Below are 16,876 nucleotides of genomic sequence, written 5' to 3' on the forward strand. Positions count from 1 at the left end.
CTCTAATAATTTGCCTTGGCTGCCTGAATCAGCCGCCGGAACAGCCCCATGCCGCTCGGCCGGTGCACCGTCTGGTTCACCGCCGGGATGCTGCGCAGGTCGATCGGGTCGGTCGCGGCATAGAAAGCCAGGCCCGCCAGCGTCGCGAAAGCGGGGCCGCCATGCGCATCGGGCAGGCCGGTCAGCCCGCGCGGTCGGCCGATCCGGACCGAGCGGCCCAGCGCCTGCTGCGCGTAATCGGCAATGCCCTTCAGCTCCGCGCCGCCGCCGGTCAGCACGACCTGACGCCCGACCGGCCCCTCGAACTTCAGATGCTGGAGCGCCTTGCGAATCTCGCCCATCTGATGCTCCAGACGCTGGCGGATCACGCCGATCAGCTGCGCCTTGGTGATCTGCATCGTATCGCCGCCATCCTCGGCCGAGATGGGCGTCACCTGGATCATGTCGTGATTGTCGCGCGGCGACGCATTGGCCGAGCCGTGGAAGCACTTCATCCGTTCCGCCATCTGGCGGCGCGTGCCGAAGGCCGAGGCCACATCGTCGGTAATGTCCGCCGCGCCCATCGGCAGCGAGCAGAGCCCGACCAGCATTCCGCCCGCGAACAGCGAGACATTGGTGATCCCCGCCCCCATCTCGACCAGCGCGACGCCCAGTTCGCGCTCCTCGTCGGACAGGCAGGCCAGCCCCGTGGCAACGGGGGCGGCGATGATCGACTTCACCTCCAGATGCGCCGAGCGGACGCACAAATCGAGGTTGCGCACCGGCGAGCCATCGGCGGCGACGACATGGATGTGCACGCCCAGCCGGTCGGCATGCAGCCCCAGCGGCTTCTTCACCCCCGTCAGCCCATCGAGCGTGTAGAGCGCGGGCTGCGCATGCAGGACCATGCGCCCCTGCGGATCGATCGAGTTGCGCCCGGCTGCCAGCAGCGCGTCGATATCGCCCTGCTCGACCTGATGACCGCCCAGCTCGAACTCGACCTCGGCCACGTCGGACACCAGGCCGCCGGCCGAAAAGCCGACCCAGACATTCTCGATGTTCAGCCCCGCGATCCGCTCGGCCTGCTCGACCGCCTCGCGCACCGCCGCCTCGGTCGCGCCCATATCGGCGATATAGCCGCGCTTGACGCCCCGGCTTTCGCGCTGGCCCGTTCCCAAGACGATCAGCTCGCCGCCATCGCCCTTGCGCGCGATCAGCGCGGAGACCTTGGACGACCCGATGTCCAGCGCGGTAATCAACCCTTCGGGCGCAATCTTTGCCATGACCTTGCTACCCCTGTACTGCCCCCGGAGCCGCCGCCCCTTCGGACGCCGCCCCGTCCGCGTCATTACTACCCGCGTCATTCCCGGACGCGGGATCGCTGCCCACATCCCCGGCCTTGGCCGGATCGGCAAGCGCGTGATTCTGATTCAAACCGGGCTTTCGCGCAACCAGCTTTGCGGGGTCGCGCATGTCGAAGCGCAGCCAGCCGCGCCCGAGCAGCGGCCGTGAGCCGTCCATCGCGGCGAACTTCATCAGCGCGGCCCCCGCCCCGTCCTCAGGCAGCGCCAGCGTCTCGCCGCTGTCGAAAGTGATGTCCCAGCGGCGATTGCCGATCCAGGTCGCGGCCTTCACGCGCGGTTTCAGCGCGGGCGCAGCCGACAGCAACGCCTGATAGGCGGGCTCCTGCAGATTGGCGCCCGGCCCGATGATCAGCGGCAGGTCGGGCATCGCCTCGGCCCGTACCGGCTCCAGCAGCACGCCGCCCGCGTCGATCAGGGTCAGCTGGCCGTTATCCTGCCACACTGCCGCCGGGGTGCGTTCCTCGATATCGACGAGTAGCGTGTCGGGCAGACGCCGCGAGACATGCGCGTCCTTGATCCAGCCATAGCGGAGCAGCTTGGCACGCACGTCTTCCAGATTGACCAGCGGCATCGCCCGGCTCTGCTGGTCGAGCGCGACGGCATAGACGGTCATCCGGTCCATGCGCTTCAGGCCCGTCACCTCGATCTGCTGGACACGAAATCCGGCATGGCCCGCCTGTTCGGCGATCGCGGTGCCGATCATGCCGGGCACGCCGACATAGGTCGCGACCGCCAGCACCGCTGCGCCCGCACCGCCTAGGATCGTCCAGGTGACGGCCTTCTTGATCGTCTCCTCGCTGACCGGCACCTTGGCCAGCAGGCGCTGCGCCAGCGTGACGCGCTTGACCGGCTGGCGGCGACGCGGCGCCGGACGGCGCGGCGGGGGGCCGCGCTTGATCGTGCGACTCATCCCGCGCGGTCCCGCTCGGTCGGATTGGCCCGGTACCAGGCCAGCGCCTCGTCGACGATCGCCTGGACCAGCGTGCCGTAATCCATGCCGACATGGCGGCCCTGTTCGGGCACCAGGCTGAGCGGGGTCATGCCCGGCTGGGTGTTGACCTCCAGCAGGAACAGCCCGTCGACGCCGCGCTCGTCATCCCAGCGGAAGTCGGAGCGCGAGGCACCGCGACAGCCCAGGATGCGATGCGCCTCCAGCGCCAGCGACTTGCACGCCTCGGCGATCTCGTCGGGAATCTGCGCGGGGCAGACATGCTCGGTCAAGCCATCGGTGTATTTCGCGTCGAAGTCGTACCAGCCATTCTTGGGCTTCAGTTCGGTCACGCCCAGCGCGCGGTTGCCCAGCACGGCGGTCGTCAGCTCGCGGCCCCGGATATAGGGCTCGGCCAGCAATTCCTCGAACTCGGCCCAGGGACCGGCGGCATCGCGTGCGATGGGCTGGCCATGGTTGCTGGTGTCGGTGACGATCGCGACGCCGACCGAGGAACCCTCGTTCACGGGCTTGAGCACATAGGGGCGCGGCAGCGGATCGGCGGCGAACAGATCCTCCGACTTCACGATGCGGCCGCCGGGCATGGGGATGCCATGGGGAACCAGTGCCTGCTTGGTCAGCACCTTGTCGATCGCGATGACCGAGGTGGCGAGGCCCGAATGGGTGTACGGAATACCCATCAGGTCGAGCATACCCTGCACCGTGCCGTCCTCGCCGGGCGAACCGTGCAGCGCGTTGAAGACGATATCGGGCTTGGCCTCGACCAGCCTGGCCGCGAGGTCGCGGTCCATGTCGATCCGGGTGACGCGGTGGCCGTTCCGCTCCAGCGCATCGGCGACGCCCGCGCCGGACATCAGCGACACAGGCCGCTCCGCCGACCAGCCGCCCATCAGAACCGCGATATGCAGATTGTCGGTCACTTCGCGATTCCCACTCTTTGTATTTCCCATTCGAGGCAAACGCCCGACTGCGCCTTGACCCGGGCGCGCACATCCTCGCCCAGCGCCTCGATCTCCGCCGCCGTGGCGTTGCCGAGGTTGAGCAGGAAATTGCAATGTTTTTCCGACACCTGCGCATCGCCCAGCGTCAGCCCGCGACAACCCGCCGCATCGACCAGCGCCCAGGCCTTGTGCCCGTCCGGATTCTTGAAGGTCGAGCCGCCGGTCTTGGACCGCAGCGGTTGCGACGCCTCACGCGCGGCGGCGATGCGGTCCATCTCCGCCTGGATGTCGGCAGGTTCGGCGGCATGGCCCCGAAAGGTCGCCTCGACCACCACCGTGCCGTCGGTCAGGTTGGAGTGGCGATAGGTATATTCCAGATTGGCGACATCCAGCGTCTCGACCGTGCCGTCACGACGCACAACCGTGGCGGAGACCAGAACGTCCGCCACCTCGCGGCCATAGGCGCCGCCGTTCATCCGCACGAAGCCGCCGACCGTGCCGGGGATCGAACGCAGAAACTCCAGTCCGCCGATCCCGGCATCGCGCGCGTTGGACGAGACGAGAATGCCCGACGTACCGCCACCACAGGTGATGAGATGCCCCTCCCCTGCCCGCGCATAGCTGAACGGCTTGCCGAGCCGGACCACGACGCCCGGCACGCCGCCGTCGCGCACGATCAGATTGGAGCCGAGGCCCAGGGCCATGACGGGCGTCTCGCCCCCCAGCGCCCGCAGGAACGCCGACAGGTCATCGGTGTCCTTGGGCTCCAGTAGATATTCAGCCGCTCCGCCCGCCTTGAACCACACGAGCGGCGCCAGCGGCGCGGCGTGCGTCAATCGGCCGGCGGTGTCGGGCAGGTTCATCGGCGCGCCTCGACGGCGCTTGCCAGACCCGCCGCCCATTTGGTGATGTCGCCCGCGCCCAGGCAAACGATCATGTCGTCCGCACGGATCGAGCCCGCCAGTTCCTCGGCCAGCGCATCGGCGTCGGCGACCGTCGCAGTCGAGCGATGCCCGCGCCGCTTCAACCCCTCGACCAGCGCCTGCGCGTCGACGCCCTCGATCGGCGGCTCTCCCGCCGCGAAGACCGGCGTCACCAGCACGCGGTCGGCGTCGTTGAAGGCGGTCTGGAACTCTTCCATCAGATTGCCGAGCCGGGTGAAGCGGTGCGGCTGCACCACCGCGATCACACGACCGCGCGCGCCTTCGCGGGCGGCGGCCAGTACGGCGCGAATCTCGACCGGGTGATGGCCGTAATCGTCGATCACGGTCGCCGTGCCGCCATCGACCGCGATCTCGCCGACCTTGGTGAAGCGGCGCTTGACCCCGCCGAACTGGCTGAAGCCCTGTTGGATGGTCGCATCCTCGATGCCCAGTTCCAGCGCCACGCCGATCGCAGCCAGCGCGTTCTGGACATTGTGACGGCCGGGCATGGGCAACTCGATGCCCTCGATCGAACGGCTGGAGCCGTCGCGGTTGCGGATGATCGCCTCGAACCGGTTGCCGCCGGGGATCGGCGTGACGTTGACGCCGCGCACGTCCGCCTGCGCCGAAAAACCATAGGTCACGACGCGCCGGTCGCGCACGCGCGGCAGGATGTTCTGCACCTCCGGGTGGTCGAGGCAAAGCAACGCCGCACCATAGAAGGGCACATTCTCGACGAACTCGACGAATGCGTCCTTTACCCGGTCGAACGAGCCATAATGGTCGAGATGCTCGGGATCGATATTGGTCACGACCGCGATGGTGCCGTCGAGGCGCAAGAAGCTGCCGTCGCTCTCGTCCGCCTCGACGACCATCCAGTCGCTGGCGCCCAAGCGCGCGTTCGAACCATAGCTGTTGATGATGCCGCCATTGATGACGGTCGGGTCCACCCCGCCCGCATCCAGCAGCGCCGCGACCATCGAGGTGGTCGTGGTCTTGCCATGCGTGCCCGCCACCGCGACGGTCGACTTCAGCCGCATCAGCTCGGCCAGCATCTCGGCACGGCGCACCACGGGGATGCGGCGCTCCAGCGCGGCTTCGACTTCGGGGTTCGATCGGGTGATCGCGGTCGAGGTGACGACCACCGCCGCATCGCCCAGATTGTCGGCGGCATGGCCGATCGCGACCGGAATGCCCTTGTCGCGCAGGCCCTGCACCACATAGCCCTCGGCCACGTCGGAGCCCTGCACCCGGTAGCCGAGATTCTTCATCACCTCGGCAATGCCCGACATGCCGATACCGCCGATGCCGACGAAATGGATCGTGCCGATATCCGTGGCGACGCCCTTCATGCGCCTGCTCCCGCCAAATTCCGTGTCCTTTGCGATTTGCCCACCGGCAAGACCATGCGCGGCGCGTCGAGGCTCTCGACCAGATCGGCGAGGTCGCTCGCCGCCTCGGGCCGTCCACAGGCGCGGGCACGGCCCGCCGCATTCTCCAGCGCCGCCGGGTCGAGGCCCAGCTTCTGCATCTGCTTGGCGAGTTCCACGGGCGTGAAGTCACCCTGCGCGATGGTCCGCGCCCCGCCCGCCTTCGTCATCTCGCGCGCGTTCACCGTCTGGTGGTCGTCGGTCGCCGAGGGCAGCGGCACCAGGATCGCCGGGCGGCCCGCGACCGTCAACTCGGCCAGCGTCGAGGCGCCCGCCCGCGCGATCACCAGATGCGCCCAAGCGAGCTGTTCGGGCAGGTCGGGCAGATAGGTGGCGAGTTCGGCCGGAATCTCATGCTCGGCATATTTGGCGCGCACCGCGTCGATATCCTCGATCCGCGCCTGATGCGTCACCTGCAAGCGCCGCCGGAAGGTGACGGGCAGCATGGCGAGGCCATCGGGCACGACCTGGCTGAGGATGCTCGCCCCCTGGCTGCCGCCGGTGACGAGGACGCGGAAGATGCCGTCCTCCTCCAGCAGCGGATAGGGCCGCGCGCGAAGCGCCAGCACCTGGTCGCGCACCGGATTGCCGACCAGCCGGGTCTTGTCCCCATGCTTGGCGCTCAACCGCTGCGTATCCTCATAGGACAAGGCGATCGCATCGACCTTGCCCGCGACCAGCCGGTTGACCCGGCCCAGCACGGCGTTCTGCTCGTGGATGGCGGTCGGGATGCCTTCCGCAAACGCCGCCAGCAAGGCGGGCATCGCCGGATAGCCGCCGAAACCGATCACCGCCGCCGGGCGGAAGGTCTTGTAGAGTTCGCGCGCCATGGCCCGCCCGCGCCACATCTCGCGCAGCGCCTTGGCCCAGCCGACCGGCCCGCCCGAAAAGCGCCCGGCGGGCAGCACGTGCGTCTGGATATCCTCGAACAGCCCCGGGAAGCGCACGCCGCGCGCGTCGGACACCAGGGCGACGCGGTGGCCGCGCCGGGTCAGCTCGGCCGCCAGCGCGGCGGCGGGAACCATATGGCCGCCGGTACCCCCGGCGGCGAGGACGAAGTGACGGCTCATTGCCCGCTCCACCTGACTACATAGGGGCTGCGCGTCAGGAACGGATTGCGCCGGGTGAATGCCAGCAACAACCCCATCCCGATCGACAGCGCGATCATCGACGAGCCGCCATAGCTGATGAACGGCAGGGTCATCCCCTTGGACGGGGCCAGCCCCGTATTCACCGCCATCGAGATCAGCGCCTGCGCGCCGAACTGCACCGCCAGCCCGGAGGCGGCGTAGAGCTTGAACTCGTCCTGTTCGTCAAGCAGCTTCACGAACACGCGCACCACGATCGCCAGGAAGACCAGCGCGATGATCGAGCAGGCGATCAGCCCGAACTCCTCGCCGATCACCGAGAAGATATAATCGGTATGCGCCTCTGGCAGCCCGAACTTGGCGGTGCCCCCGCCCGGCCCGGTCCCGGTCCAGCCCCCCGCGGTCAGGGTGTTATGGGCGGCATTGACCTGGAAGTGGTCGGCCGCGCCCTCGCCGTCGACATCGGGGAAGAGGAATGCGTTGATGCGGTTCCGCGCCACGCTGTAGAACATATAGGCCGCCGTCAGCCCGACCGGCACCATGGCGGCAAGCCCCAGCATGATCCGCATCGGGGTGCCGGAGATCATCAGCAACGCCGCCCAGATCACGCAGAAGACGATGGTCTGGCCGAAGTCCGGCTGCATCATCAACAGCCCCGCGACCAGCCCGGTCAGCCCCATGGTGATCAGCGTGGCGGGCAGATCGCGCTCCCTGGCCTTGAGCGACAGGAGCCAGGCGGTCGTCACCACGAACATGGGCTTCAGGAATTCGGACGGCTGGAACTGCGCAAAGCCGAAGCCGATCCAGCGCCGCGCACCGTTGATCTCCACCCCGATAAAGGGCGTGACCGCCAGGATCGCGATCAGCACCCCCGTCCCCAACACCGCCATGCGCCGCGCGGTGACGACGGGCAGCATCGAGACGACGAACAACACGGGCAGTGAGACGCCGACCCACATCACTTGCCGCCAGAAATAATAGAGCGGCGTGAATTTCCGATGCTCGCCCGAATAGCGCATCGCGGTCGCCGGACTTGCGGCGGCGACGGCGATCAGGCCGATCGCGATCAGGAACAAAGTGAGCAGCAGCAGCACCCGGTCGATATCCCAGAACCAGGTGCCGAGCGGCGAACGGTCGCCACGCCCGCCCCGGCCCTTCATCGATCCGATCAGGCCGGGGCGCGGGGTCTTGGATGCGCGATCACTCATGCCAGCGCCTCCACCGCGGCGCGGAATGCGTCGCCGCGTGCTTCGTAATCGCGGAACTGGTCGAAGCTGGCACAGGCCGGGGACAACAGCACCGTGTCGCCGGGCTGTGCTGCGGCGGCGGCACGGGCGACCGCCGCCTCCAGCGTTCCGGACTGGTCGACCACGGGGACCTTGTCCTTCAGCAGGTCGAAGAAGAGCGGCGCCGCCTCACCGATCGTGTAGGCCGCGACGACATGGGTAAGATGCGCGGCACAGGCGTCGAGATCGTCGCCCTTGCGCTTGCCCCCGACGATCCAGTGGACGCGGGGGAAGGCCGCCAGTGCGGGGGCGGTCGACTCCGGGTTGGTCGCCTTGGAGTCGTTGACGAAGGCCACGCCGTTCCGGGTCGCGACATGCTGCATCCGGTGCGGCAGGCTGGCATAGCTGGCGAGGCCCGCCTCGATAGCGTCCTCAGCTATACCCAGCGCTCGCACCACGGCGATGGCGGCCTGGGCGTTCTGCGCATTGTGAGGGCCTTGCAGCGCGGGCCAGCGGCTCTGGTCGATCCCGCTGGCGGCGATGGTGACGAGATCGTCGGTCCGCCCGGCGAGCCCTTGCGCGATATGGGCCGAGGCCTCATCGCCCGTGCCGACGACCGCGACATGCCCTGCGGACTGCATCGCAAACAGCCGTGCCTTGGACGCAGCATAGCCCGCAAAGCCGTCATAACGGTCGAGATGATCGGGCGTGATGTTCAGCAGCACCGCGACGTCGCAATCCAGGCTCTGCGTCAGGTCGATCTGATAGCTGGACAGCTCCAGCACATAGACCCCGCCCTCGGGGAGAGGCGCCTGCCCCAGAATCGGCAGGCCGATATTGCCGCCCATCAGGGTCGGCACCCCCGCCGTCTTCAGGATGTGGTGGACCAGCGCGGTGGTGGTCGACTTGCCGTTGGTGCCGGTGATGCCGACGACCTTATGCGGCGGCAGATTGCGCCGCGCCTGCGCGAATAGCTCGATGTCGCCGATGACCGGCACCCCCGCCGCTCGCGCGGCGGCCGCCAGCGGGTGCGTGTTGAGCGGCACACCAGGCGATACGACCAGCGCGTCGAAGCCCGACAGATCGTCGAGCGGCGCGATGCTCAGCCGGTCATGCGCGGCAAAGGCCTCACGCTTGGCGGGATCGCTGTCCCATGCCACCACGCTCGCCCCGCCCGCCAGCAACGCCGAAACGGTCGCGGCGCCGGAGCGTGCGAGCCCCAGCACCGCGTAACGTTTTCCCGCCCAGTCGCGCGAAACGATCATCGCAGCTTCAACGTCGACAGGCCCGCCAGCGCCAGCACGAAGGCAATGATCCAGAAGCGGATCACGACCGTCGGCTCCGACCAGCCGAGCTGTTCGAAATGATGGTGGATCGGCGCCATGCGGAACACCCGCTTGCCGGTCCGCTTGTAGAAAAAGACCTGGATGATGACCGACATCGCCTCGACCACGAACAGGCCGCCGATGATGCCCAGCACGATCTCGTGATGCGCGACGACCGCGATGGTGCCGAGCGCGCCGCCCAGCGCCAGGCTGCCGGTGTCGCCCATGAACACCGCCGCCGGAGGCGCGTTGAACCACAGGAACGCCAGCCCTGCGCCGACCACCGCGCCGCAGAAGATGGCCAGCTCGCCCGCGCCGGGCACATGCGGAATGCCCAGATAATCGGCGAACTTCACGTTGCCCGCCAGATACACGATGACCATGAAGGCGACGCTGGCGATGATGACCGGCATGGTCGCCAGGCCGTCCAGCCCGTCGGTCAGGTTCACCGCATTGCCGAACGCGACGATCGTGAAGGCAGCGAACAGCGGATAGAAATAGCCCAGGTCGATATACATGCGCGAGGTGAAGGGCAGGTACAGATGCGGCCCGTTCTGCCCCATGATGATCCACGCCGCGACGCCCGCGATCGCGAACTCCAGCAGCAGCCGGGTCCTGCCCGATACGCCCGCCGTCGAGGCCTTCCGCACCTTGTCGTAATCGTCGAGGAACCCGATCGCGCCGAAACCCAGCGTCACGAACAGGCACGCCCAGACGAACGGGTTGAACACGTTCATCCAGATCAGGATGGACAGCGTCATGCTGGTCAGGATCATCAGCCCGCCCATGGTCGGCGTGCCGCGCTTGGCGAGGTGGGTCTGCGGCCCGTCGGCGCGGATCGGCTGCCCCTTGCCCTGGCGGACGCGCAGCCAGCCGATGAAGCGCGGCCCGATGATCAGGCCGATGAACAGCGCGGTCGCCACCGTCGCGCCGGTTCGGAACGACTGGTAACGGATGAGGTTGAGAAGCCCCGGAAAACCGAGATGCTCCGCGATCCAGTACAGCATCTAACTCACGCCCCGCCCGTTGGGGTATCGCCGCGCAGGGCCACCACGACACGTGACAGCCCAACCCCGTTCGACCCCTTGATCAGCACCACGTCATCCGGTGCGATGATAGCGGCCAGCGCCTCGCGCGCGGCCTTCGCATCCGGCACATGGACGAAATCGACCCGCCCCTCAAGCGCGGCGGCCAGCGGCGCCATCGATTCGCCGACCAGCAGCGCCCGTTCGACGCGCGCCGCGACGATCGGCTCGGCCAGCCCGGCGTGATAATCGGCCGAGTCCTCGCCCAGTTCGCGCATCTCGCCCAGCACCGCGACATGCCGCCCCGGCTCCTCGGCCAGCACGGCCAGCGTCGCGCGCATCGAGGCGGGATTGGCGTTATAGCTCTCGTCGATGACCAGCGCGCCATTGGCCGCGCGGAACCGCGCACCACGCCCAGCCAACCCGCCCAGTTCCGCCAACGCGAGGCCCGCCAACCCCAGATCGCCGCCTGCCGCATCGACGGCGGCAAGGACTGCCAGTGCATTGGACACCCAATGCCGCCCCGGCTGGGACAAAGTGAAGTTCAGCTCCTTGTCGCCCAGCTTGGCGGTCACGAAGCTGCCCCCGGTTGCGCCGCGCATCGCCTCGACCGCGCGGACATCGGCGGCGGGGTCGAAGCCGAAGGTCACGATCCGGTCGGCATGGGGCTTGGCGGCGGCGATCAGCCGGTCGCGGTGCGGGCTGTCATAGGGGATGATCGCCGTGCCGCCGGGTCGGAGGCCTTGGAAAATCTCGCCCTTGGCGTCGGCGATGGCGGATTCGTCGGGGAAGAATTCGGTATGGGCGGGCGCGATGGCGGTGACGATCGCGATATGCGGGCGCACCATCGCGGTCAGCGCGGACAGTTCGCCCGCATGGTTCATCCCCATCTCGAACACGCCCGCGCGAACGCCGCGCGGCATCCGCGCAAGGCTCAGCGGCACGCCGGTATGGTTGTTGTAGCTCTTGACCGAGCGGTGCACCGCGCCGCGCCAGCCCCGTTCGAGCGCGGCGTAGAGCGCCTCCTTGGCGCTGGTCTTGCCGACCGAACCGGTGACGCCAATGATCGTCGCCTGCGTGCGGGCACGGGACGCCCGGCCCAGATCCTCCAGTGCGCGGAAGCTGTCGGCGACCCGGACATGCGGATGGTCGGTCGGGTTGCTGACCAGAGCCCCCGCCGCACCTTGCGCGAACGCCTGATCGAGGAAGCGATGACCATCGGTCGCCTCGCCCGACATGGCGACGAACAGGTCGCCGGGGCCGACCTCACGGCTGTCGAAGGCAACGCCCGAAACGGCGAAGTCGGCGGAGGCCGTGCCGCCGGTCGCCGCCGCGATCTCCTGCGCGGTCCACAAGGTCATTTGCGTTCCTCGGCCGTCTTCGCCCCATAATGCAGCGACAGCTTGGGCCGCACCCGTGCGGGCGCGTCCGGCTGTGCGGCATCGGCCTTGTCCGACGGGGGCGTCTTGGTCGGAGCCTGCGCCGTCATGCCGCACACTCCCGCGCGACGGTGACATCGTCGAAGGGCAGGACGAGATCGCCGACGATCTGGCCCTGCTCATGCCCCTTGCCCGCGATCAGCACGATATCCTGCTCGCCCGCCTCGGCGATGGCGGCGCCAATGGCTTCGCGGCGGTCGCCGATCTCGATCGCACCGGTTGCGCCGCGCATCACCTGAGCGCGGATCGCGGCGGGGTCTTCAGTGCGGGGATTGTCGTCGGTCACGATCACACGGTCGGCATGAATCGAGGCGACCTGCCCCATCACCTCGCGCTTGCCCGGATCGCGGTCGCCGCCCGCGCCGATCACGACGATCAGCCGCCCGCCCGCATGGGGCTTCAGCGCGGCGATCGCCGCCTCGATCGCGTCAGGGGTATGGGCATAGTCGACATAGACCGGCGCCCCGCTCCGCGCGATGGCGGCACGCTCCAGCCGCCCGCGTACCGGCTGCAACCGGGCGAGGTTCGCGATGGTCGTCGTCAGATCGCCGCCGGTCGCCAGCACCAGCCCCGCCGCGACCAGCGCGTTGGCGGCCTGATAGGCGCCGATCAGCGGCAGTTGCACCTTGTGCGCCTGCCCATGCTCGTCCTCGATCACCAGCCCCTGGCCCAGCAGGGTCGGATGCCGCTCGACCAGTTTCAGCGTCGATCCACGCGTACCGACCGTGACCAGCTTGTTGCCGCGGGCGCGGGCCAGATCGATCACCCGCCCGCTCTCGACATCGTCGGCCCACACGGCCGCCGTACCGTCGAGCGACAGGACTTCGGAAAAAAGCCGCATCTTCGCCGCGAGATAGGCGCCCATGTCGCCATGATAGTCGAGGTGATCGCGCGACAGGTTGGTGAAGGCCGCCGCCGATACCTTCAGCCCCTCGGTCCGATACTGGGTCAGGCCATGGCTCGACGCCTCGAACGCCAAATGGGTCACGCCCTCGCGTGCGAGCCCGGCGACGTTGGACAGGAAGGTCACGACGTCCGGCGTGGTCAGCCCGGTATAGGTCCGCTCGTCGGCGGTGGTGACGCCCAGCGTCCCGATCGAGGCGGCGTGATGCCCCGCCATGCGCCAGAGCTGACGCGTCATCTCGACCGTCGAGGTCTTGCCGTTGGTGCCGGTCACCGCCACCGCCGTCGCGGGAAACGGCGCGAAGAACGCCGCCGCCAGCCGCGCAAAGGCCGCGCGCGGCTCGTCGGAGGCGATATGGACCGCCCCCTCGACCGTCACGCCAGGCCGCGCGACGACCGCCACTGCACCGCTGCGCACCGCGTCGGCGATGAAGTCCTCGCCATTCACCCGCGCGCCCTGGAACGCGCCGAAGATGGTGCCGGGCGCAACCTTGCGGTGATCGATCGCGAAACCGGAGACGAGGACGTCGCCGCCCTCGCCCTGAATATCGCCCTGAATGTCTGTGGTCAGTTGGTTCAGCTTCATGCCGCGCCCCTCATCGTCCATCCACCGGCGGCGATTTCGGGTCCTGCCACAGGGTCGGCAGGATGTCCGACTCGTCGATATCCTTGGTGGCATCGGGCACCACGCCCAGCATCGCGCCGACCCGCGTGATCGTCCGCCCGACGACCGGCGCGGCGTTCCAGGCTGCGGTCTTCCACCCTCCGGTCTCCTTCGTCCCCTTTGGCGAGTCGAGCATCGCCAGCACCACATAGCGCGGCGCATCCATCGGGAAGGCCGCCGCGAAGGTAGCGACGTTGCGCGACCGATCATAGCCGCCCGCGACCGCCGCCTCGGCGGTGCCGGTCTTGCCGCCGACGCGGTAGCCGGGTGCATCGCCCTTGCGCCCCGTGCCGCGCATCACGATCAGGCGCAGCATCTGGCGCATCTTGTAGCTGGTCGTCTCGCTGATGACCCGCCGACCCGCTGCGGCATGGCCCGGCGCGACCTTCATCAGCGTGGCGGGCCGCCAGATGCCGCCATTGACCAACGCCGCATAGGCCGAGGCCAGATGCAGCGGCGTCACCGCGATGCCGTGACCATAAGCGGTCGTCATCGTCGTCGTGCGTGCCCAATAGGTGGGCAGCAGCGGACGTCCCTTTTCGCGAAGCTCGATATCGGGCTTGGTATCGAAGCCCAGCTTCTTGAACATGGTCTGCATCCGCTGCGGCCCGATCTCGTCGGCGATGCGCGCGGTGGCGATGTTGGACGAATAGATCAGCGTCTCGGCCATGTTCAGCCAGCGCTTCGGATCGCCCGCTTCGTCATGGATGGTATAGCCGCCGACCTTGAGCGGATGGGTCGCGTCGAAGCGCCGCTGCATCGAGGTGACGACGCCATTCTCCATCGCGGTCGCCATGGTGATCGGCTTGAAGGTCGAACCCAGCTCGAACACGCTCTGCGTCGTGATGTTGCGCAGCTCCTCGGTGCCCGCCATGCCGACCCGGTTGGGGTTGAAGGTGGGCAGCGAGACCATGGCGATCACTTCGCCGGTATGCACGTCCAGGATGATGCCGCCGCCGCCCCGCGCGGAGAAGGTGTTCATCGCGCGGCCGAGTTCGCTTTCCAGCGCGGCCTGGGCGCGGGTGTCGATCGACAGGGCGACGGGCTTGCCCGTCTGCGCCGGGTTGAGCAACCGCTCGTCGAGCACGCGCTCCATGCCGCTCATCCCGTGCCCGTCGGTCGACAGGAAGCCCAGTGCATGGGCAGCGAGCGAGGATTGCGGATACAGACGCTGCGTCTCGCGGTCGAAAACCAGGCCGGGTTCGCCGATGGCATTGACCTGCTCGACCAGCGTGGGGCTGGCGCGACGTTGCAGATAGACGAAATTCGCCTTGCGGGTCAGCTGGCCATAGAACCAGGCCTGATCGCCGCGATCGGGCATCAGCGCGGCGAGCCGCGCGGCGATCTCCATCGGATCGCCGATCAGCTTCTTCGGGTGGACCGCGATCGTCCAGCTGTCGATCGTGCGGGCCAGCGGCGCGCCGTTGCGGTCGACGATATCGCCGCGCGCCGCCAGCGTCGCGGTCCGTGCCGCCGCATCGGCGGGTCCGGCGAACACCGCCAGCAACATCAGCCGCCCGATCACGACGACCACCGCCGCGCCGAACAGCATCATCAGCATCATCAGACGCATATGCGTCGTCGCGACCAGCGCGTGGCGCTGGCCGGCGGTACGCTGCGTTCCGGCGGGACGCGCGACCAGAACGCTCAACGCCGCCGCCGCGCTTCGGTCTTGGCGCCCTTCAGAATGTCACCCAGCGTCGTGTCGGACAGCAGCTGGCGGTCGAGCATCGCCACGGCTTCCGGCCGGACCTTCGCGACGGCGGCGGCGGTGCGAACGGTCGCGATCGGGGCGGGCTTGGCCTTTTTCGTCGTCACGACATGCTCGGACACGGCCTGGACGATCTGGGGCTTGGGCAGATCGACCTTGGCGAGGCGGACGACGGGGGCGGGCGCGTTGGGCTTGGCCGGGGCGGCAGGCGCGGCGGCGGCGGCCACGGCTTCCGGCTGGACGACGACAGGCGCGGGCTGCGAGGGGACGAGCAGCGCGGCGGTCTGAATCGCGCCCTCGGCCGGACCACGGGTCACGTCGAGCGAGGCCAGCTGCGCCTCGTCACCGACGAACTGGCCCGCGACCGGCGCGGTCAGTGCCAGCGTATCGCCATTCCACTTTTCCAGCTGGACCAGATTGGCGCGGGTGTCGAACTCGGTCTCCAGCGCGCGGATGTCGCGCTGCGCAGCGGCGATGCGGCCGTTGACGTCGTCGAGCTTCTTGCGCTCCGCCGCCACCTGCAAGGAGACGAGGTAGAATCCCAGGACGACTGCGACGCAGCTCCCGAACCACCCTATCCCCTTCAACCGATACGCCGCCGTCATACGCCAAACTCCTGACTCAACTCGCCCCCCGGCGCCCTGCCCTTATCCGCCGACCATGCCGGGGATGCCGTACGCGTCGCAAAACGCAGCGTCGCCGAGCGCGCGCGTGGATTGCGAGCCAGTTCCGCCTCGCCCGCGCGCACCGCCTTGCCGACCTGGGCAAAGCTGGGTGCCCGCGCCGCCGCCTGTTCGGGCAGATGGCGCGACCCGCCCGGCATCTGCCCGGCGCGCTCGCGGAAGAAGCGCTTGACCATGCGATCTTCCAGACTGTGGAAGGTGACCACCACCAGGCGGCCACCCGGCTTCAACGCGCGTTCGGCCGCCGCCAGCCCCTCGGCCAGCTCGTCCAGTTCGCGGTTCACATGGATGCGGATCGCCTGGAAGGTCCGCGTCGCCGGGTCCTTCTTGTCATGCGGGCGATAGCCCAGCGCCCGGCGGACCACGGCGGCGAGCTCGCCGGTGCGGGTCAGCGGACGCGCGGCGACGATCGCCTGGGCGACGCGGCGCGAACGCGGCTCCTCGCCATAATGATAGAGGACATCGGCGATGGCCGCTTCGTCGGCGGTGTTGAGGAAATTGGCCGCCGATTCGCCCGCCTGCGCCATGCGCATGTCGAGCGGGCCGTCACCCTGGAACGAAAATCCGCGCTCTGCCTGGTCGAGTTGCATCGAGGATACCCCGATATCCAGCACCACGCCATCAACGCGGGCAGACAGCTCTTGATCCAGATTGGAAAATTCCCGGTGGATCAGGGTCAGCCCCGGCTCGGCGGCGACCAGCGCCTGGCCATTGGCGATGGCATCGGGATCGCGGTCGAAGGCGACGACCTTCGCCCCCCGGCCCAGCATCGCGCGGGTATAGCCGCCCGCGCCGAACGTGCCGTCGACATGCGTCTCGCCGGGGGCGATGGCGAGCGCGTCGAGGACCTCGTCGAGCAGGACGGGGATGTGCGGGGCGTCGGCCGCGCTCACAGCGCGATCCCCTTTTCCTGGCAGTGGAAACGGGCGGCCGAGATCATCTTGGGCGGCAGGCCCGGCGTCTCGACCAGGGTCTTGGGATCCCAGATTTCGATATAGTCGAACGTGCCCCAGAAAAAGGCATGGCCGGTGATCCCGGCATGAAAGCGCGGGAAGCCCGGCATGATGAAACGGCCCGACCCGTCAAAGGGCACGGCCTCGCCATTCGCCAGGTCGCGCTTGATGTTATAGTCGATACGGCCGTCGGGCCCGCGCGACATCTCTGTCCGCGCGTCCAGCTCCCTCTTCAGCACGGCAACATAACCCGGGTCATACGCGATCAGGCAG

Annotated in this window: 16 protein-coding genes; all 16 read right to left on the reverse strand. The window is 68.5% G+C overall.

Annotation, left to right across the window (positions count from 1 at the left end; all coding sequences use genetic code 11):
* Positions 1-2 precede the first annotated feature (2 nt).
* Genes ftsA through ACQR50_RS12575 form a run of 16 tightly spaced genes read right to left on the reverse strand, consistent with a single transcriptional unit; the run spans position 3 to position 16,842 of the window.
* Complete coding sequence (gene ftsA, locus ACQR50_RS12500; RefSeq protein ID WP_056434587.1) at positions 3-1,262, reverse strand: cell division protein FtsA; 1,260 nt, start codon at positions 1,260-1,262, stop codon at positions 3-5.
* 7 nt (positions 1,263-1,269) lie between these two features.
* Positions 1,270-2,253 carry a cell division protein FtsQ/DivIB gene (locus ACQR50_RS12505; RefSeq protein ID WP_428968562.1) on the reverse strand — a complete coding sequence of 328 codons (984 nt, stop codon included), beginning with the start codon at positions 2,251-2,253 and terminating at the stop codon, positions 1,270-1,272.
* Positions 2,250-3,212 (reverse strand): D-alanine--D-alanine ligase, encoded by a 963-nt coding sequence (locus ACQR50_RS12510; RefSeq protein WP_428968563.1) that lies wholly within the window; start codon positions 3,210-3,212, stop codon positions 2,250-2,252. Before ACQR50_RS12510 ends, ACQR50_RS12505 begins: the two co-directional genes overlap by 4 nt.
* A complete protein-coding gene (gene murB, locus ACQR50_RS12515) occupies positions 3,209-4,096 on the reverse strand; it encodes a UDP-N-acetylmuramate dehydrogenase (protein WP_428968564.1) in 888 nt (295 codons plus the stop codon). The genes ACQR50_RS12510 and murB overlap by 4 nt, the downstream gene beginning before the upstream one ends.
* Positions 4,093-5,508, reverse strand: a complete 1,416-nt coding sequence (gene murC, locus ACQR50_RS12520) for a UDP-N-acetylmuramate--L-alanine ligase (protein WP_428968565.1) — start codon at positions 5,506-5,508, stop codon at positions 4,093-4,095. Before murC ends, murB begins: the two co-directional genes overlap by 4 nt.
* Positions 5,505-6,656 (reverse strand): undecaprenyldiphospho-muramoylpentapeptide beta-N-acetylglucosaminyltransferase, encoded by a 1,152-nt coding sequence (gene murG, locus ACQR50_RS12525; protein WP_056434222.1) that lies wholly within the window; start codon positions 6,654-6,656, stop codon positions 5,505-5,507. Before murG ends, murC begins: the two co-directional genes overlap by 4 nt.
* Positions 6,653-7,882 (reverse strand): FtsW/RodA/SpoVE family cell cycle protein, encoded by a 1,230-nt coding sequence (locus tag ACQR50_RS12530; RefSeq protein ID WP_056434224.1) that lies wholly within the window; start codon positions 7,880-7,882, stop codon positions 6,653-6,655. The genes murG and ACQR50_RS12530 overlap by 4 nt, the downstream gene beginning before the upstream one ends.
* Positions 7,879-9,165 carry a UDP-N-acetylmuramoyl-L-alanine--D-glutamate ligase gene (murD, locus tag ACQR50_RS12535; protein WP_428968566.1) on the reverse strand — a complete coding sequence of 429 codons (1,287 nt, stop codon included), beginning with the start codon at positions 9,163-9,165 and terminating at the stop codon, positions 7,879-7,881. Before murD ends, ACQR50_RS12530 begins: the two co-directional genes overlap by 4 nt.
* Entirely contained in the window at positions 9,162-10,232 is a 1,071-nt protein-coding gene (gene mraY, locus ACQR50_RS12540; protein ID WP_076716984.1) for a phospho-N-acetylmuramoyl-pentapeptide-transferase, read from the reverse strand. The genes murD and mraY overlap by 4 nt, the downstream gene beginning before the upstream one ends.
* Before the next feature lie 5 nt (positions 10,233-10,237).
* Positions 10,238-11,611 (reverse strand): UDP-N-acetylmuramoyl-tripeptide--D-alanyl-D-alanine ligase, encoded by a 1,374-nt coding sequence (locus ACQR50_RS12545; protein WP_428968567.1) that lies wholly within the window; start codon positions 11,609-11,611, stop codon positions 10,238-10,240.
* A complete protein-coding gene (locus ACQR50_RS12550; protein WP_428968568.1) occupies positions 11,608-11,739 on the reverse strand; it encodes a hypothetical protein in 132 nt (43 codons plus the stop codon). The genes ACQR50_RS12545 and ACQR50_RS12550 overlap by 4 nt, the downstream gene beginning before the upstream one ends.
* Positions 11,736-13,178 (reverse strand): UDP-N-acetylmuramoyl-L-alanyl-D-glutamate--2,6-diaminopimelate ligase, encoded by a 1,443-nt coding sequence (locus tag ACQR50_RS12555; RefSeq protein WP_428968569.1) that lies wholly within the window; start codon positions 13,176-13,178, stop codon positions 11,736-11,738. The genes ACQR50_RS12550 and ACQR50_RS12555 overlap by 4 nt, the downstream gene beginning before the upstream one ends.
* Before the next feature lie 10 nt (positions 13,179-13,188).
* Positions 13,189-14,907 (reverse strand): peptidoglycan D,D-transpeptidase FtsI family protein, encoded by a 1,719-nt coding sequence (locus ACQR50_RS12560; protein ID WP_428968570.1) that lies wholly within the window; start codon positions 14,905-14,907, stop codon positions 13,189-13,191.
* The gene (locus tag ACQR50_RS12565; RefSeq protein WP_428968571.1) at positions 14,904-15,572 is read right to left on the reverse strand and encodes a hypothetical protein; all 669 of its coding nucleotides are present in this window, start codon (positions 15,570-15,572) and stop codon (positions 14,904-14,906) included. The genes ACQR50_RS12560 and ACQR50_RS12565 overlap by 4 nt, the downstream gene beginning before the upstream one ends.
* The gene (gene rsmH, locus ACQR50_RS12570) at positions 15,569-16,543 is read right to left on the reverse strand and encodes a 16S rRNA (cytosine(1402)-N(4))-methyltransferase RsmH (RefSeq protein WP_428968572.1); all 975 of its coding nucleotides are present in this window, start codon (positions 16,541-16,543) and stop codon (positions 15,569-15,571) included. Before rsmH ends, ACQR50_RS12565 begins: the two co-directional genes overlap by 4 nt.
* On the reverse strand, positions 16,540-16,842 hold the full coding sequence (locus tag ACQR50_RS12575) for an MraZ C-terminal domain-containing protein (protein ID WP_237243415.1): 303 nt from the start codon (positions 16,840-16,842) through the stop codon (positions 16,540-16,542). The genes rsmH and ACQR50_RS12575 overlap by 4 nt, the downstream gene beginning before the upstream one ends.
* Positions 16,843-16,876 lie beyond the last annotated feature (34 nt).

It is taken from the genome of Sphingomonas sp. Xoc002, assembly GCF_050408055.1.
In the GTDB taxonomy this organism is placed as follows: domain Bacteria; phylum Pseudomonadota; class Alphaproteobacteria; order Sphingomonadales; family Sphingomonadaceae; genus Sphingomonas; species Sphingomonas yabuuchiae.

Coding starts and splice junctions, on each gene's coding strand:
- ACQR50_RS12555 (WP_428968569.1), bottom strand. CDS start 13,178: ATGAAGCTGAACCAACTGACCACAGACATTCAGGGCGATATTCAGGGC.
- ACQR50_RS12545 (WP_428968567.1), bottom strand. CDS start 11,611: ATGACCTTGTGGACCGCGCAGGAGATCGCGGCGGCGACCGGCGGCACG.
- ACQR50_RS12550 (WP_428968568.1), bottom strand. CDS start 11,739: ATGACGGCGCAGGCTCCGACCAAGACGCCCCCGTCGGACAAGGCCGAT.
- ACQR50_RS12565 (WP_428968571.1), bottom strand. CDS start 15,572: ATGACGGCGGCGTATCGGTTGAAGGGGATAGGGTGGTTCGGGAGCTGC.
- ACQR50_RS12505 (WP_428968562.1), bottom strand. CDS start 2,253: ATGAGTCGCACGATCAAGCGCGGCCCCCCGCCGCGCCGTCCGGCGCCG.
- murD (WP_428968566.1), bottom strand. CDS start 9,165: ATGATCGTTTCGCGCGACTGGGCGGGAAAACGTTACGCGGTGCTGGGG.
- ftsA (WP_056434587.1), bottom strand. CDS start 1,262: ATGGCAAAGATTGCGCCCGAAGGGTTGATTACCGCGCTGGACATCGGG.
- mraY (WP_076716984.1), bottom strand. CDS start 10,232: ATGCTGTACTGGATCGCGGAGCATCTCGGTTTTCCGGGGCTTCTCAAC.
- ACQR50_RS12530 (WP_056434224.1), bottom strand. CDS start 7,882: ATGAGTGATCGCGCATCCAAGACCCCGCGCCCCGGCCTGATCGGATCG.
- murB (WP_428968564.1), bottom strand. CDS start 4,096: ATGAACCTGCCCGACACCGCCGGCCGATTGACGCACGCCGCGCCGCTG.
- murC (WP_428968565.1), bottom strand. CDS start 5,508: ATGAAGGGCGTCGCCACGGATATCGGCACGATCCATTTCGTCGGCATC.
- murG (WP_056434222.1), bottom strand. CDS start 6,656: ATGAGCCGTCACTTCGTCCTCGCCGCCGGGGGTACCGGCGGCCATATG.